Source organism: Vibrio sp. AH4, from assembly GCF_030710545.1.
Lineage (GTDB): Bacteria > Pseudomonadota > Gammaproteobacteria > Enterobacterales > Vibrionaceae > Vibrio > Vibrio metoecus.
The window spans coordinates 1147395-1165000 of record NZ_JALAIV010000001.1 but is presented as its reverse complement, the minus strand read 5'-3'; the positions used below and the strand labels follow the sequence as shown (position 1 = coordinate 1165000).

Genomic DNA, 17606 nt, shown 5'->3' with positions numbered 1-17606 from the left:
ACCGTCGCCTGGCCCACCTAGCCTTCTCCGTCCCCCCATCGCAATAGTCAGAAGTACGGGAATATTAACCCGTTTCCCATCGATTACGCCTTTCGGCCTCACCTTAGGGGTCGACTCACCCTGCCCCGATTAACGTTGGACAGGAACCCTTGGTCTTCCGGCGAGGAGGTTTTTCACCCCCTTTGTCGTTACTCATGTCAGCATTCGCACTTCTGATACCTCCAGCAAACCTTACGATTCACCTTCAACGGCTTACAGAACGCTCCCCTACCCAATGTCTAAAAGACATTGCCGCAGCTTCGGTGTATTGCTTAGCCCCGTTACATCTTCCGCGCAGGCCGACTCGACTAGTGAGCTATTACGCTTTCTTTAAATGATGGCTGCTTCTAAGCCAACATCCTAGCTGTCTGAGCCTTCCCACATCGTTTCCCACTTAGCAATACTTTGGGACCTTAGCTGGCGGTCTGGGTTGTTTCCCTCTCCACGACGGACGTTAGCACCCGCCGTGTGTCTCCCGGATAGTACTTACTGGTATTCGGAGTTTGCAAAGGGTTGGTAAGTCGGGATGACCCCCTAGCCTTAACAGTGCTCTACCCCCAGTAGTATTCGTCCGAGGCGCTACCTAAATAGCTTTCGGGGAGAACCAGCTATCTCCGAGTTTGATTGGCCTTTCACCCCTAGCCACAAGTCATCCGCTAATTTTTCAACATTAGTCGGTTCGGTCCTCCAGTTGATGTTACTCAACCTTCAACCTGCCCATGGCTAGATCACCCGGTTTCGGGTCTATATCCAGAGACTGAACGCCCAGTTAAGACTCGCTTTCGCTACGGCTCCCCTATACGGTTAACCTTGCCACTGAATATAAGTCGCTGACCCATTATACAAAAGGTACGCAGTCACACCACGAAGGTGCTCCTACTGCTTGTACGTACACGGTTTCAGGTTCTATTTCACTCCCCTCACAGGGGTTCTTTTCGCCTTTCCCTCACGGTACTGGTTCACTATCGGTCAGTCAGGAGTATTTAGCCTTGGAGGATGGTCCCCCCATATTCAGACAGGATATCACGTGTCCCGCCCTACTCGATTTCACGCTCGATGAAGCGTCGGTTACGGGGCTATCACCCTGTATCGCCAAGCTTTCCAGCTTGTTCACCTACTTCACCGAGTGCTTAAGGGCTAATCCAGGTTCGCTCGCCGCTACTACCGGAATCTCGGTTGATTTCTTCTCCTCGGGGTACTTAGATGTTTCAGTTCCCCCGGTTTGCTCTGTTAACCTATGTATTCAGTTAACAGTAACTGCTTATGCAGTTGGGTTTCCCCATTCGGAAATCGCAGACTCAAACGGCTCTTACTGCCTTATCTGCGCTTATCGCAAGTTAGTACGTCCTTCATCGCCTCTGACTGCCCAGGCATCCACCGTGTACGCTTAGTCACTTAACCATACAACCCGAAGGAGTTTCGGGTTGTTGTTTAAACAACCTAAGTTGTCTCGCGTTTAATTTACATGAGTGCGAGACAGATTTTGCCGGACTCAAATTTGAACAAGACCGAAGTCTTATTCGATACCAAGCACACTTGAATGTGTTGTTGGTGTTTATCTTTCGATAAACATTGAGAACTTTACAAACAACAATAAATTGTTGTTTTGTCAGCTTTCCAAATTGTTAAAGAGCAAGATTTTCTGATGAAAACCATTTTTAAACATTCTCAGCGAAAACGCTTAAAGATGGTATCCCGTAGGGGAGTCGAACCCCTGTTACCGCCGTGAAAGGGCGGTGTCCTAGGCCTCTAGACGAACGGGACACTAAGATACTCTTCTCTAATCTAAACCGAATCAATCTGTGTGGACACTCATCACGATAACCATCGTGTAAGGAGGTGATCCAGCGCCAGGTTCCCCTAGCGCTACCTTGTTACGACTTCACCCCAGTCATGAACCACAAAGTGGCAAGCGTCCTCCCGAAGGTTAAACTACCTGCTTCTTTTGCAGCCCACTCCCATGGTGTGACGGGCGGTGTGTACAAGGCCCGGGAACGTATTCACCGCAACATTCTGATTTGCGATTACTAGCGATTCCGACTTCATGGAGTCGAGTTGCAGACTCCAATCCGGACTACGACGTACTTTGTGAGATTCGCTCCACCTCGCGGTATCGCTGCCCTCTGTATACGCCATTGTAGCACGTGTGTAGCCCTACTCGTAAGGGCCATGATGACTTGACGTCGTCCCCACCTTCCTCCGGTTTATCACCGGCAGTCTCCCTGGAGTTCCCACCATTACGTGCTGGCAAACAAGGATAAGGGTTGCGCTCGTTGCGGGACTTAACCCAACATTTCACAACACGAGCTGACGACAGCCATGCAGCACCTGTCTCTCAGTTCCCGAAGGCACAAGACTGTCTCCAGTCTTTTCTGAGGATGTCAAGAGTAGGTAAGGTTCTTCGCGTTGCATCGAATTAAACCACATGCTCCACCGCTTGTGCGGGCCCCCGTCAATTCATTTGAGTTTTAATCTTGCGACCGTACTCCCCAGGCGGTCTACTTAACGCGTTAGCTCCGAAAGCCACGACTCTAGGTCACAACCTCCAAGTAGACATCGTTTACGGCGTGGACTACCAGGGTATCTAATCCTGTTTGCTCCCCACGCTTTCGCATCTGAGTGTCAGTATCTGTCCAGGGGGCCGCCTTCGCCACCGGTATTCCTTCAGATCTCTACGCATTTCACCGCTACACCTGAAATTCTACCCCCCTCTACAGTACTCTAGCTTGTCAGTTTCAAATGCGATTCCTAGGTTGAGCCCAGGGCTTTCACATCTGACTTAACAAACCACCTGCATGCGCTTTACGCCCAGTAATTCCGATTAACGCTTGCACCCTCCGTATTACCGCGGCTGCTGGCACGGAGTTAGCCGGTGCTTCTTCTGTAGGTAACGTCAAATGATTAAGGTATTAACTTAACCATCTTCCTCCCTACTGAAAGTACTTTACAACCCGAAGGCCTTCTTCATACACGCGGCATGGCTGCATCAGGCTTGCGCCCATTGTGCAATATTCCCCACTGCTGCCTCCCGTAGGAGTCTGGACCGTGTCTCAGTTCCAGTGTGGCTGATCATCCTCTCAGACCAGCTAGGGATCGTCGCCTTGGTGAGCCCTTACCTCACCAACTAGCTAATCCCACCTGGGCATATCCGGTAGCGCAAGGCCCGAAGGTCCCCTGCTTTGCTCTTACGAGGTTATGCGGTATTAGCCATCGTTTCCAATGGTTATCCCCCTCTACCGGGCAATTTCCCAGGCATTACTCACCCGTCCGCCGCTCGCCACCCAAGGAACAAGTTCCTCTGTGCTGCCGCTCGACTTGCATGTGTTAGGCCTGCCGCCAGCGTTCAATCTGAGCCATGATCAAACTCTTCAATTAAAAGTTTTTTGAAGCTTTCGCTTCGGCTCAATGAATACTGATTACATTCTTTGCTTAATAGAAAGCGAAGTAATGTTGAATTGACTGTGCTGAATGATTGCTCATTCAAATGGTCACTCAGTTCATTGATAAATCTTTTTTGATTATCATCAACGAGTGCCCACACAGATTGATTGGTTTATATTGTTAAAGAGCGTTCTTCTTGGCGGTCTGCTTCAGAAGAGGCGGCCATTTTAGCGAGAATCAATTTCGTGTCAAACACTTTTTCAATTTTCTTTTCTGGCCTGTTGAGGCATCGATTTGGCTGTGAGCCCTTGCTGCGTCAACGAGGGCGCATTATAGAGAACCGCTTCACACTGGCAAGTGTTTTTTGAGAAAATTTATAGAAATAGCGCTCAACCGCTGCATTTACGCGCAATGGCTTATTTATCCCACTTTACTCAGACCTTGATGACAACTTATCCACAGAGTTATTCTTTTTGCGCTTTTGTTCCTGTCTATCTATAAAGAGAAAGTCATAAAAAAGCCCAACGATCTACCGCTGGGCTTTGTCTCGAATCTTGTTTATAGCGGAGCGTTAAATAAAAGCGTAAGCATCGGCAAACATTCGATCGCGTCGAGCTTGTTTGTTTTGAGTAAATTGTTCTCGCGCTGCCCCCGCCATCTCAAAACGGCCTGCTATATAGATATCAAACGCTTCTAAACTTGCAAAGTCGTTGTTAATCGCTTGCAGTACATTGCCAACTTTTCCAGCCCAGCCTTCTTGTGCTTGCTCGACCACTGGAACAACCTGCAAATGAGCATGTTGCTTGGCCAGCTCTTGCAGATCATTCAATGCGTACAGCTGAGCTGCATCACGCGCACCCCAGTATAGGTAGATAGGCTGAGTTTTACCTTGCGACAGGCAATGATCTAAGATTGAACGCACATAGCTAAAGCCTGTTCCTCCTGCTATCAATAATAGAGGGCGCTCACTTTCTTGGAACCAAGCACTGCCATGTGGTACATCTATTTCAACTGAAGTTTGATTAAAGTGTGCTTGCTGAAATTTTTCCACGACTTGGTGGGCAAAGGCGCTGTGATCCGCCGCACCAATATGCAGTTCGAGCTCGCCATTGCTACGGCAAGGACTACTGGCAAGTGAGAATGGTCGCTTATCTTTTTCGCCCATCACCACCATTAAATACTGCCCGGCTTGGTAAGCCACCGCGTGCTCGGGTTGTAATAGGATTTGGTAAGTATGCGTCGCGAGCGGCTGCACAGACTTAACTTGGCATTGAATTATCATTGAACTTCCTCTGGCTTACTCTTCAAAAGTCAGCACTAAATCAGTAGTGGCGCAGGCTTGGCAGGCAAATATCCAACCCGTTGCTTTTTCTTGTTCGGTCAATAACGGTTCGAGTTCATACTCCACCTCACCTTCAACCAACTTACATAAGCAAGCGGCACAGGCGCCAATTCGGCAGCGGTGGGGAAAGGCAATTTGCTGGTTGAGCGCAGCATCAAGCACCGTTTCACCTGGGTTAATTATAAATTGTCTATCATTAGGCACGATGCGCACGGTATAGGTCATACAATGCCTAACTCATCCCATAACGAATCGATTTTCTCGACTAGGTTAGGATCTTTTCGGATCGGAGTGCCCCATTCACGTTCGACTTCGTTAGGCAGTTTATTGGTTGCATCAAAGCACATCAAATCTTGGCCAGCAATTCGTAAACTGTCTCTCGCCGGATCCATGCGCGTGGTCATCGCCCAGATCACATCATTCCAGTCATGGATATTCACATCATCATCGCACAAGATCACAAACTTAAGCGATGCGGCATCATTGAGTTTATCGACGACACGCTGTAAAAGTTGCTGTCCTTGCCCGGCTTTCTGCTTATTAATAAGCAGAAGAGCTAACTGACCATTCGCCGCCTCCGGTAATGCAACATCCAACACATCCGCTTCATCACTCAAGCGTGCTTTTAGCTCCTCAAGTGAAAGCGCCGTTGTCTTGTCACAATGATCAAATTTAGAAAGCACTAACTCTGCAGACCATTTGATGGTGGCATCCAAACCGATTTTTGAGCCTAAACCCACCACTGGTGAAGCAAAATCTAGCGAGTCAATCGGCGTATGCTCAATAAATAGAGTATCGCGCTGCGGCGACATATTACTGGCTATTGCCTCAATCACTTGTGGCCAATCGCGCGCATTCACCTTTTCATCACACACAATCACAAACTTGGTGTACATAAATTGACGTAGGAATGACCACACACCCAGCATCACCCGCTTAGCGTGTCCCGGATACTGTTTCTTAAGTGTCACTATCGCCATGCGGTACGAACAGCCTTCTGGCGGCAAATAAAAATCGGCAATTTCAGGAAACTGCTTTTGCAAGATAGGCACGAAGACTTCATTGAGCGCAACACCCAATACCGCGGGTTCATCAGGTGGACGTCCTGTATAGGTGCTGTGATAAATAGGCTTATTACGCATGGTCACGTGAGTGATGGTGAACACATGATGGCGTTCTACCTCGTTGTAGTAACCCGTGTGATCACCATAGGGCCCTTCATCTGCAAATTCGTTGGGATCGATATAGCCTTCGAGCACGATTTCAGCACTCGCGGGAACTTCCAGATCGTTACTGATCGACTTGACCACTTCAGTACGACTGGCCCGCAATAGCCCAGCAAACGCATATTCAGATAACGTATCTGGGACTGGCGTTACCGCACCGAGAATGGTCGCCGGATCGGCACCGAACGCCACACTCACAGGAAAAGGCTCTCCGGGATATTTCTCCATCCAATCCCGCAAGTCTAATGCCCCGCCACGATGGGCTAACCAACGCATGATGACTTTATTGCGGGCGATTTTTTGCTGACGATAGATCCCAAGATTTTGGCGCTTTTTATGTGGGCCACGCGTGATGGTTAGACCCCAAGTTAAAAGTGGTGCAACATCATCCGGCCAGCAGCTCATCACGGGGATTTTATCAAGATCGACCTCATCACCCTGCCAGACAATGTCTTGGCAAGGAGCACGGCGTAAGCGCTTGACGGGCATATTGAGAACTTGTTTAAAAACGGGCAGCTTTTCAATCAGCTCTTTTAGACCACGAGGTGGCTCTGGCTCTTTAAGATAAGCCAACCACTGACCGACATCGCGCAGCTCTTGAACCTGTTTCCGCCCCATCCCCATCGCAACGCGTTCTGGCGTGCCAAACAAATTCGTCAGTACAGGAAAGTCGTAACCTAACGGATTTTCAAACAGCAGCGCAGGGCCTTTAGCACGTAACGTCCGGTCACTGATCTCGGTCATTTCATAATGCGGATCAATTGGATGGGTAATACGTTTTAATTCCCCACGTTGCTCTAAATAGTCAAGAAAATCCCGTAAGTCCTTAAAATTCATAGGTCTACTACTCATTGACAGCGATGGCCGCAGTATAACAAACCTCGCGATTTTTCTGCGCTATTTTCTTACATTCGCTTGTTATGGATTCAGCACTGCTAAAATCGCCTGCTGCTTGACCGTTCGGTTCGAACTAACCAGTTCACGTAACCATCCTTGGTAACCCGATTGGGCAAGCAGATGTGCCACTTGTGTGGCCTCTTCACTTTGCCCAAGTTTTTCGATCAGAAAAAGCGCTACCTCATTTGACATAGGCTGAATACTAACTAAAGCTTGCAACGCCTCTTGTTTCAAGCGCGGATTTGCAGCAGCAACCATCAGTTGTTGTTGGGCAAAGAAATCGGCCTGCTCTGCTAAGCGAGTGATTTCACGCCTCAGTTCATCATTGGCTTTCATTAGCCAAAGCTTTTGATACAAAGCTGGATTTTGACTATGCCTTGCCAGTTGCACCATAACACTCGATGCTGGTAACCAACTCGTTACTTGCTCCGTTGTGATCTGCGCAATCAAACGCTCTATGGCTTGCGGAGATAAGCGATTCAATTCTGCAAGTAATAAACGCTGGCGAGCTTCAGCTTGAGCAGATGAACCGGAGAGCCACTCACGTAGATTGAGTTCACCATTTTCTGCTTGCAACACAAACATCAACATATCCTGTTGCTGCCGCGCTTGTTTTAGTAGCCGGTGTGCAACCGCCGCGTAATCAAAAGCGGGGACAGAAAATTCATAGCCATCGCCTCGTTCAGCAATCAAATAGTTGGGTGTCTGTGATTTTTGAGCTGCGATAAATACGACCAGCTCTTCGGTTAAGATCAGTTGGTCTTGCTCGAATTTTTGCAGCAGAAGAAAACGCACCACTTCTTGAGTGGGATAGCTGATACGCTGCAAACTGAATTGCAAGCGATCGACCTCATTATGTAGTGCGAGAAGATAAAGCTCTTCGACTTTCTGCTGAGTCGGTAGGTCTGCTAACCAAAGTTGACGTTGATTAGCACTAATGTCACCGCCAATAGCGACATTCGGCAACCCAAACAAAAAGAGAAGAACGAAGCACAACCATCCTTGTTGCATATAGTCCTCCTTGTGCATTTCAGATCAGTGTGGACACCACTGGTCTAGAACGCAAACAAAAACACCACCGCAAGGGTGGTGTTTGAGACAACGCTCGATTACTGACGACGCATCGCGTCAAAGAATTCATCGTTCGTTTTGGTCATTGCTAATTTATCAATGAGGAATTCCATCGCATCAGATTCACCCATTGGGTGAACAATCTTACGCAGGATCCACATCTTTTGTAGCTCATCTGTCTTGGTGAGTAACTCTTCACGACGAGTACCAGAGCGGTTGAAATCGATCGCAGGGAAAACGCGTTTTTCAGCAATCTTACGGTTCAAGTGCAGTTCCATGTTACCTGTACCTTTGAACTCTTCGTAAATCACTTCATCCATCTTAGAACCAGTATCGACCAGCGCGGTTGCGATGATGGTCAAACTACCACCCTCTTCCACATTACGTGCTGCGCCGAAGAAACGCTTAGGACGATGCAGTGCGTTCGCATCCACACCACCCGTCAGAACCTTACCAGAGGCAGGAACAACTGTGTTGTAAGCACGCGCTAGACGAGTAATCGAATCCAGTAGGATCACCACGTCTTTCTTGTGTTCAACCAGACGTTTGGCTTTTTCAATCACCATTTCTGCCACTTGTACGTGGCGCGATGCTGGCTCATCAAAGGTTGAAGCAACCACTTCACCTTTTACTAGGCGCTGCATTTCAGTTACTTCTTCTGGACGCTCATCAATCAGCAGAACCATCAGCACACACTCAGGGTGATTACTGGCAATACTCTGTGCGATATTCTGCAGCAGCATGGTTTTACCCGCTTTTGGCGGAGCAACAATCAGACCACGTTGACCTTTACCAATTGGCGCTGCCAGATCAAGAACACGCGCGGTAATATCTTCTGTAGAACCATTACCACGTTCCATCACCATACGTTCGTTGGCATGCAGAGGCGTTAAGTTCTCGAAAAGGATTTTGTTGCGGGCGTTGTCTGGGCGGTCATCGTTTACAGTGTTCACTTTAAGTAAGGCAAAGTAACGCTCACCCTCTTTTGGCGGACGAATTTTCCCGGCAATTGAGTCGCCTGTACGTAGGTTAAAGCGACGAATTTGGCTAGGTGACACATAGATGTCGTCAGGGCCAGCAAGGTATGAACTGTCTGCACTACGTAAGAAACCAAAACCGTCTTGAAGAATTTCCAGAACCCCATCGCCAAAAATGTCTTCACCACTTTTTGCGTGTGCTTTAAGGATTGCGAAAATAATGTCTTGTTTGCGTAGGCGTGCCAGGTTTTCAAGGCCTAGACTTTCGCCAAGCTTAACCAGATCAGACACAGGGGTGTTCTTCAGTTCTGTTAGATTCATTGTGGTGGATACTTAGTTAGTCAAAAAGGATCGTTGTTAAGTTAAGATGGATATGGTCGAAGGATTGACCAAGAAGTGAATAACTGTCTAATTAACGTGCAATAAACTAGCACTAAATATTAGCCTAGTCTAGAAATTGTTTTTTGCCAAAAACAAAACCGTACATATTACTATGTACGGTTTGGCGGTTTAACTGATTACAGGTTCGCGTCAAGGAACTCTTTCAGTTGAGTTTTTGATAGCGCACCGACTTTGGTCGCTACCACACTGCCGTCTTTAAACAGAAGCAGTGTTGGGATACCGCGGATACCAAACTTAGGTGGTGTTCCTGCGTTATGGTCGATATTCAGTTTGCCGATAGTGAGTTTGCCTGCGTATTCGTCAGCCACTTCATCTAGGATCGGCGCGATCATCTTACAAGGACCACACCATTCCGCCCAAAAGTCAACCAGAACCGGGCCTGCAGCTTTGATTACATCGTTCTCGAAACCGTCATCGGTCAGCTGCAAAATTTTGTCACTCATCTTTCACTCCAATGTGATTTTCTGCACTGGTGATAACTCAACCAGTAAATAGATGCTCTATTGGAATGTATTTACTTCCGTATTGCAAGTGTAAGCTGATATTCTATAGCCATGAAAAAGACGCATATCACAGAGCATAAGTTCGCCGACTTTGGTTTACAACCACAAGTTATTGATGGACTGGAAAAAAAGGGATTCGTTTACTGTACCCCTATCCAAGCATTGGCGTTGCCGGTACTGCTCACCGGCCAAGACATCGCAGGCCAGGCCCAAACGGGGACTGGTAAAACGCTCGCGTTTCTTACTGCTACCTTCAACCATTTATTGACGACCCCTGCTGCGGAAGGCCGAACGGAAACTCAGCCACGCGCCATTATTATGGCTCCGACTCGCGAACTGGCGATTCAGATCTATAACGATGCCGAGCCTTTGTTGGCGACAACTGGGTTAAAAGCCGCGTTGGCTTATGGTGGCGAAAGCTATGATAAACAGCTCGCAAAACTGCAAAGTGGCGTGGATATTCTGATCGGTACGACCGGACGAATTATCGATTTTTATAAGCAGCGAGTGTTCAGCCTCAACTATATTCAAGCTGTAGTTCTGGATGAAGCGGATCGTATGTTCGATCTTGGCTTTATTAAAGATATTCGCTTCTTGTTCCGCCGTATGCCTGAGCCAAAAGATCGTCTCAACATGCTGTTCTCTGCAACCCTCTCTTACCGTGTGCAAGAACTGGCTTTTGAACACATGAACAACCCTGAGCATGTCGTGGTTGAACCGGAGCAAAAAACCGGTCATCGCATCCAAGAGGAACTGTTCTACCCTTCAAATGATCACAAAATGGCTCTGCTGCAGACCTTAGTTGAAGAAGAGTGGCCGGATCGCGCGATCATTTTTGCTAACACCAAACATCGCTGTGAACAGATTTGGGCTCACTTAGCGGCAGATAACCACCGTGTTGGTTTGCTGACCGGTGATGTTCCACAGAAAAAACGTGAGCGTATTTTAGAGCAGTTCACCCAAGGTGATGTAGATATTCTGGTTGCAACAGATGTTGCGGCTCGTGGGTTGCACATTCCTCAAGTGACTCACGTATTTAACTACGACTTGCCTGACGATTGTGAAGACTATGTACACCGTATTGGTCGTACCGGCCGTGCTGGCGCAAGTGGCCACTCGATCAGCTTTGCTTGTGAAGAGTACGCGATCAACTTACCGGCCATCGAAAGCTATATTGAGCATGCGATTCCAACTTCAGACTACGATCCTTCGGCTCTGCTGACCGATCTGCCAGCACCTTTGAGCCTACGTTCGTCGCCACAACAGCGTCGTACCAATACTGCAGGTTCTCGCAACAACGGTGGTAATCGTAAACCGCAGCAACGCCGCCCACGTGCACCACGCCCGAAAAAGGATGCCTGATTTCGCTATGAGCCAAGCCGTTTCTTCACCGCTGTATGCTGCCATTGATTTAGGTTCCAACAGTTTCCACATGTTGGTCGTGCGTCATATCGATGGCAGTGTGCAGACTATGGCAAAAATCAAACGTAAGGTACGTCTGGCCGCAGGCCTAGACGAACATAACGCCTTGAGCTTAGAAGCGATGCAAAGGGGTTGGGACTGTCTCAGCCTTTTTGCCGAGCGACTGCAAGATATTCCAGCCGAGAATATCCGCATCGTAGGTACTGCCACACTGCGTACAGCCACCAATGCTTGCGAATTTATCGCCAAAGCCAACCAAATTTTAGGTCACCCGATCGAGGTTATTTCCGGTGAAGAAGAGGCTGCGACTATCTATAAAGGTGTTGCGCATACTTCTGGTGGCTTAGGCCGCCGTTTGGTGGTGGATATTGGTGGTGCTAGCACTGAAATGATTATTGGTGAGGGTTTTGAAACGAAAGCTCTCACCAGTTTGAAAATGGGGTGTGTGACTTGGTTGGAGCGTCATTTTAAGGACCGTCAACTCACCGCCACTAACTTTAATAATGCCATTCTGGCAGCTAAAGAGATGCTTGACCCCATTCTGGCTCAATATACTGAGCTTGGGTGGAATGTGTGCGTCGGCGCGAGTGGCACAGTGCAAGCTTTACAAGAAATCATGCTCGCGCAGGGTATGGATGAAGTGATCACGCTCGCCAAACTCAAGCGTTTACAGAAACAGGCCATGTTGGCCGATCATCTGGAAGAGTTAGATATCGAGGGCTTAACCCTTGAACGTGCCTTGGTCTTCCCTAGCGGGCTTTCTATTCTTATCGCGATTTTTGAATCACTGAACATCGAAGCGATGACGCTTGCGGGCGGTGCACTGCGTGAAGGACTCGTCTACGAAATGGTTCAAGATTTGCGTCAAGATGATATTCGGGCGCGTACCATTCACTGTGTACAAACACGTTATCAGCTCGATAATGCTTACGCAGAGCAAGTCGCAGCTCTCGCCAGTAAACTATTGGCACAATGTGGTGGCGAAGCGTGGATTAGCGAACCACAAGCTAAAATGCTGCTGCGGACAGCGGCTAAACTGCACGAAATCGGTCTCACCATTGATTATAAAAAAGGGGGAGAGCACAGTGCATATCTGCTGCAAAACCTCGATCTTCCCGGCTATACCCGCGCACAAAAGCACTATTTAGGTGAAATTGTACGCCGCTATCGCGAGCAACTGACTTCTTTACCTGAGCAATACGCACTTTCAGGTACTAGCGGTAAACGTGTACTGCGTCTGCTACGCCTTGCGGTGTTACTCAGCCATCGACGTAATCCTGCATTAGAGCCGGATGTCGAACTGAGTGCCGACGGGGATAAGCTGACCCTAACCATCGATGAGACATGGTTGACGCAAAACCCACTGACACGTGCCGAACTCGAGTTGGAAGCCAACCGTCAAACCGATATTGGCTGGCCGCTCGCCATTGAATTCCGTTAAATCGGACGATGCATTAACACTTAAGCCCTCTTCATGAGGGCTTAATGTTATTAAGGATTTGGCTCGCTTACGAAATACCGTTGAGTAGCGCCCGCAGTTTTAGCGGTTTGATCGGCTTAGCCATAAAACGAAAACCGTTCGATTCAATCCCTTCCAAAATATCTGGGCTACGATCAGCACTGATAATCACCCCTGTAAAACAGTCACCTAGGCGCAAGCGGCACTGCTGCAACACTTCCAACCCCGTACGACCATTATCCAAACGGTAATCAGATAAAATCACATCCGGTATCCACTGCGGCTCAAGTGCTTTCAAGCTGCCATGAATATCGGTGGCGGTTTTCACTTCACAACCCCAGCGTTCAAGCAGATCGCGCATGCCAATCAGAATATCCGATTCATTATCCACGCACAGGACTCGTAGATGCTGCAGCTCAGTTTTCGTATCGGCGACAGGCGTCACGAGACTGACTGGCTGTTGATTGGGCTCGGCACGTTCTAACGTCAGCGAGAAAACACTGCCTAGCCCCGGCCAAGAACGCATCGAAATCTGGTGCCCCAGCACATGAGCAATCCCTTTGGAAATCGCCAACCCCAAACCTAAACCTTGATCCGATCGTACTTGGCTGCCGCGGTTAAACTCTTCGAAAATTTCCTGCTGTTTATCTTCTTCAATGCCAATTCCGTTATCCCACACATCGATCCGCACTTGCCCTGCTACGCGGCGCACCCCAAGGGTCACCTTACCTTTAGGGTTGTAGCGAAATGCGTTGGTCAGGAAATTTTGGATCACTCGGCGCAGCAATTTGGGATCGGAATGCACCCAAAGTGATGAAGGAACGAGGCTAAATTGCACGCCTTGTTTAGCTGCGAGCGCACTAAACTCGGCATTAAGATTCGACAGCACATCCATAATCGCAAAACTGTGTGGATGCAGATCGATTTTGCCGGACTCCAAACGTGAAATATCCAGCAGGTCACTGATCAAATCTTCTGCGGCACCAAGGGCACTCTCAATGTGATGCGCCAGCTTTTGCACCTCCGCTTCTTTAGCCACTTCCGACAGTGAGGAGGCGAAGAGACGCGCTGCATTCAGTGGCTGCATCAGATCGTGGCTGACGGCGGCTAAAAAGCGCGATTTAGATTGCGATTCACGCTCCGAACGCTGAGTGGCTGTCACCAACTGTTTGTTGAGTTTTTCCAACTCGACGGTGCGTTGTAATACCCGCTCCTCTAGCGTTTCATTGGCAATCTTGAGATTTTGTTCGGCTTCTCGAAATACGGTGATGTCGGTAAAGCTCATCACAAACCCGCCACCAGGCATCGGGTTGCCCTGCACTTCAATCACCCGCCCATCGGCACGCACTCGCGAAGAGGTGTGACTTGTCCCCTGCTCCAAGTGATAAACACGCCGCCGCACATGATCTTCCGGATCGCCCGGCCCACACAAACCTTGCTGCGCATTATGCCGGATCACATCCGCAATCGGGCGTCCAACCTGAATCAACCCGGGAGGAAACTCAAATAACTCTAGATAACGCTGGTTCCACGCCACCAAGCGCAGCTGTTTATCCACCACCGCAATCCCTTGGCCAATGTGTTCAATCGCCCCTTGCAATAAGCCACGGCTGAAATCGTACAATTCAGAGGCTTCATCGACGATGGTCGCCACCTCTTCAAGCTGCATCTTGCGCCCTTGCAGCGCCGAGGTGAGCACCAATTTGGCCGAAGAGGCACCAAACACCCCCGCCAGCACCCGCTCAGTATGGCGAATTAAGGTAGAAGAGGCTTGCTGATTGGGCAACAGTGTTTCGCGCTGCTGGCTCCAATACTGGGCAAACGCATTACGCACCCGAGAACGTCCGACAAAACGTGAAGCCAACATTTCCAGTTCACCGACGGTCACGCGGCTTTGATAGAGGCTCATGTTTTCGTTTTCTGGTAGCGGAGTACCAACAAACGCCGCCGCTTGCAAACGCTCACTCAAACTGGCGCGCGTCACTAAAGAGATGCCGATATAACACAAGGTATTGAGCATTACGCTCAGAAGCATGCCCCAGTCGGCACTTTTTAAACCGAACGCCACCAACCAATCAGGAGGAGTGATCACCCACAGCAGCACGTTATTACTGGCATCCCCCGCCAGCATATCTGTCGCGCTCATCAGGGTAATCAGCCATAAAGCAAACCCAACAGCTAAACCGACATACACCCCTTTGCGATTGCCCTCTCGCCAGTACATGCCGCCAAAAATCGCAGGTGCAAACTGAGTAATGGCGGAAAACGACAGAAAACCGATCGCCGATAACGAAGGAATACTGTCGAGTACCAGATAAAAACCCCACGCACCAAACAGCAAAAGTAGGATTAAGGTGCGGCGGATCACCACCAACAAACCGGAAAAATGGCGATGCGTACGCTGCGACAAGCGCATCCGACGCAGCAGTAAAGGCATCACTAAATCATTGGATACCATGATCGCAAGGGCAATGGTCGAGACAATCACCATCCCCGATGCTGCCGACGTGCCACCCAAGAAGGCCAATAGAGCCATATCATGTGCCCCAGCAGAAGCGGGCAAACTGATCACAAACGTATCGGGTGAGGTACTTGGCAACAAACCTTGACCGGTCCAGGCAATCGGTAGCACAAACACACTCATTAACAGCAAGTAAACCGGAAATAGCCAACGCGCCGTGTGCAGATCTTGCGGCCGTTCATTCTCCACCACCATAGTATGAAATTGGCGCGGTAGGCAGACGATGGCAATCATAGTCAGCAGCGTATGGATAAATAAGGTCGGCCAGTTGGGTGCTTGGTAAGTACGAGAGGCGATCTCAGAAAGCTCCAATCCATTGGTACGCCAAGCCAAATACGCGATAAACACGCCAACACAAAGAAAGGCCACCAATTTGACGATCGACTCAAAAGCGATCGCCATCATCATCCCGCGGTGGTGCTCGGTATTGTCAATGTGCCGCGTACCAAACAACATGGTAAACAACGCCAATGCCAACACCACAAACCAAGACACATGAGACTCTTGGTAGCCGTATTCACTCATTAAATCAGGGGCAACGATGTTCAAGCCCATGGTAATGCCGCGCAGTTGCAGTGCGATGTAAGGCAAAATACCGAGCACGGCGATCACCGTCACCGCCACGGCTAACCCTTGTGATTTGCCGTAACGAGCCGCGATAAAATCGGCAAGTGAGGTAATGTGTTCACGTTTGGCGATCAAAATCAGCCGTGCCAAAACCCGCCAACCAAACACAAACATTAATATGGGGGCGATATAAATCGGTAGAAACGACCAAGGATTCACACTCGCCTGCCCAACCGTGCCGTAAAACGTCCACGAGGTACAGTAAACCGCAATCGACAAGCTATAGATCCATGGCCGCCAATTCGCTAACCAACGGGTTTGCCGGTCACCATACCAAGCAATCAAAAACAGCACGCCGAGATACGCGAGCGAAACGGGAATCACCAACCAACCTTGCATCAGACATCCTTGCCGTTGCGAAATTAAAAAAGCTTCTCTTGTGAGAAGCTTTATTTAAACGAGGTTACAAAATGAACTCAATCAGCACGGTTTAATTCTGTGCTTCAGGCTCCGCTTTCACGTGGCTGACATCTTGTACCTGTGAAGGAGGCATATCGACTCGAATCAATAATGCCAATGCTCCCATACCAGCCATAACCCAAAACACCATCGCGCCCCAATGTTCGTAACCCCAGCCGCTCAAGGTTGTCATACCGGCAATCACGGCGCCCAGAGGGATGGCGTTATACAACGCTTGCAGTGCCACCATTTTATTTTGCGGAACATGTTGGATGTACTGAATAGCCGCGATGTGCGCCATCGCAAAGGTCACCCCATGCAGCATTTGAATCGCCACCAACGCCACAATCGTCGTGGTTGATGCCGTTAAACCCCAGCGTACCATCACGCCAAGCGATGCCACCAAAAACAGAGTACGCAAGCTCCAGCCCGCGAACCAACGTTTGCTAAACGCAAACACCAACACTTCCGACACCACCCCTAAGCTCCATAAATAACCGATGATGTCTTCAGAATGACCCGCTTGCTTCCAATAAATCGAACCAAAACTGTAATACGCCGCATGGCTGCCTTGAATGAGCGCAACCAGCAATAAAAACTTCACGATCGGCCATTCAGTCAGTAACTGAGTTAATTTCGGACGCACCGCGTGGGCGGCATGTTCCGTCACCGGCATAGGGTTGGTTTGGCGTAAACTGAAAAGCAGTGATACCGCGACCCCAACCAGTGCGGTATACAAAATCATTGAGCTTCCCCACTGCGCGACCAAATAGCCCACCACGGTTGAACCCGCAATAAAAGCCACCGAGCCCCATAACCGCGTACGCCCATAATCAAGCATTTTGAGTTTCGCGTAGTAGTTCGCCATTGCATCCGAGAGTGGAACAATAGGGCCACAGCACAAGTTAAACAGCACCGTCGCTAACGCCATCAGCCAAAAACTGCCACCCGTAAAAAAGTGAAATCCGACAAACAACAACGCCGCAAAACTGAGCCAACGTAGTGCTGGCATGAGCTGCTCAACACGATGTAAACGTGGCGTGAGCACCAGGTTCGCGACACAGCGCGTTGCAAAACCAATTCCCACTAACAAACCAATATCGGTAGCAGAGACGCCTTGGTCAGCAAACCAAAGCGACCAAAATGGTAGGTAAACGCCGTACGCAAAGAAAAAACCGATGAAATATTGTGAAATCCAACCATAGGGAGTGGGGGTAAACATGATCATTCCTAATCAAAAAAGGGAGGTAAAAACGCGCACATTATGCATGTGGATTAACGTCTAAAAAAGGGAAGATTGCACAACCCATCATTTCCCGATTGCACTTAATCTCAGCCCT

10 protein-coding genes, 1 tRNA gene and 2 rRNA genes (1 of these 13 only partly in view) are annotated in these 17606 nt (G+C 49.0%); 2 read left to right on the top strand and 11 right to left on the bottom strand.

Annotation, left to right across the window (positions count from 1 at the left end; all coding sequences use genetic code 11):
* The 9 genes from MKA69_RS05495 to trxA form a co-directional block, all read right to left on the bottom strand.
* Positions 1-1440: ribosomal RNA gene (locus tag MKA69_RS05495) — 23S ribosomal RNA — on the bottom strand; it reaches 1447 nt to the left of the window's first position.
* A gap of 287 nt (positions 1441-1727) precedes the next feature.
* Positions 1728-1803, bottom strand: a tRNA-Glu gene (locus tag MKA69_RS05490).
* Positions 1804-1871: 68 nt separating this feature from the next.
* A 16S ribosomal RNA gene (locus MKA69_RS05485) occupies positions 1872-3414 on the bottom strand.
* Together the 16S and 23S rRNA genes with 1 tRNA gene alongside form the textbook arrangement of a ribosomal RNA operon.
* Positions 3415-3991: 577 nt before the next feature.
* Positions 3992-4702 carry an NAD(P)H-flavin reductase gene (gene fre, locus MKA69_RS05480; protein ID WP_055029646.1) on the bottom strand — a complete coding sequence of 237 codons (711 nt, stop codon included), beginning with the start codon at positions 4700-4702 and terminating at the stop codon, positions 3992-3994.
* A gap of 15 nt (positions 4703-4717) precedes the next feature.
* Positions 4718-4987: a 2Fe-2S iron-sulfur cluster-binding protein gene (locus tag MKA69_RS05475; protein WP_000222793.1), complete on the bottom strand. Its 270-nt coding sequence runs from the start codon at positions 4985-4987 to the stop codon at positions 4718-4720.
* Positions 4984-6825, bottom strand: a complete 1842-nt coding sequence (gene ubiD / locus MKA69_RS05470) for a 4-hydroxy-3-polyprenylbenzoate decarboxylase (RefSeq protein ID WP_305847655.1) — start codon at positions 6823-6825, stop codon at positions 4984-4986. The genes MKA69_RS05475 and ubiD overlap by 4 nt, the downstream gene beginning before the upstream one ends.
* Positions 6826-6906: 81 nt before the next feature.
* A complete protein-coding gene (locus tag MKA69_RS05465) occupies positions 6907-7896 on the bottom strand; it encodes a hypothetical protein (RefSeq protein WP_305847654.1) in 990 nt (329 codons plus the stop codon).
* Positions 7897-7994: 98 nt separating this feature from the next.
* Positions 7995-9254 (bottom strand): transcription termination factor Rho, encoded by a 1260-nt coding sequence (gene rho, locus MKA69_RS05460; protein ID WP_002030702.1) that lies wholly within the window; start codon positions 9252-9254, stop codon positions 7995-7997.
* A 197-nt stretch (positions 9255-9451) separates the two neighbouring features.
* Entirely contained in the window at positions 9452-9778 is a 327-nt protein-coding gene (gene trxA / locus MKA69_RS05455) for a thioredoxin TrxA (RefSeq protein WP_001280783.1), read from the bottom strand.
* Positions 9779-9889: 111 nt separating this feature from the next.
* On the opposite strand from trxA, the gene rhlB reads away from it, so the two are divergent.
* Both rhlB and gppA read left to right on the top strand, forming a co-directional pair.
* On the top strand, positions 9890-11200 hold the full coding sequence (rhlB, locus tag MKA69_RS05450) for an ATP-dependent RNA helicase RhlB (protein ID WP_055029642.1): 1311 nt from the start codon (positions 9890-9892) through the stop codon (positions 11198-11200).
* A gap of 7 nt (positions 11201-11207) precedes the next feature.
* Positions 11208-12701 carry a guanosine-5'-triphosphate,3'-diphosphate diphosphatase gene (gene gppA / locus MKA69_RS05445; RefSeq protein ID WP_055029641.1) on the top strand — a complete coding sequence of 498 codons (1494 nt, stop codon included), beginning with the start codon at positions 11208-11210 and terminating at the stop codon, positions 12699-12701.
* A gap of 67 nt (positions 12702-12768) precedes the next feature.
* Here the strand turns inward: gppA and MKA69_RS05440 are convergent, their stop codons facing one another.
* The gene (locus tag MKA69_RS05440) at positions 12769-16206 is read right to left on the bottom strand and encodes a PAS-domain containing protein (protein WP_305847653.1); all 3438 of its coding nucleotides are present in this window, start codon (positions 16204-16206) and stop codon (positions 12769-12771) included.
* A gap of 91 nt (positions 16207-16297) precedes the next feature.
* Entirely contained in the window at positions 16298-17488 is a 1191-nt protein-coding gene (locus MKA69_RS05435; protein WP_055029639.1) for a 3-phenylpropionate MFS transporter, read from the bottom strand.
* Positions 17489-17606: the final 118 nt, after the last annotated feature.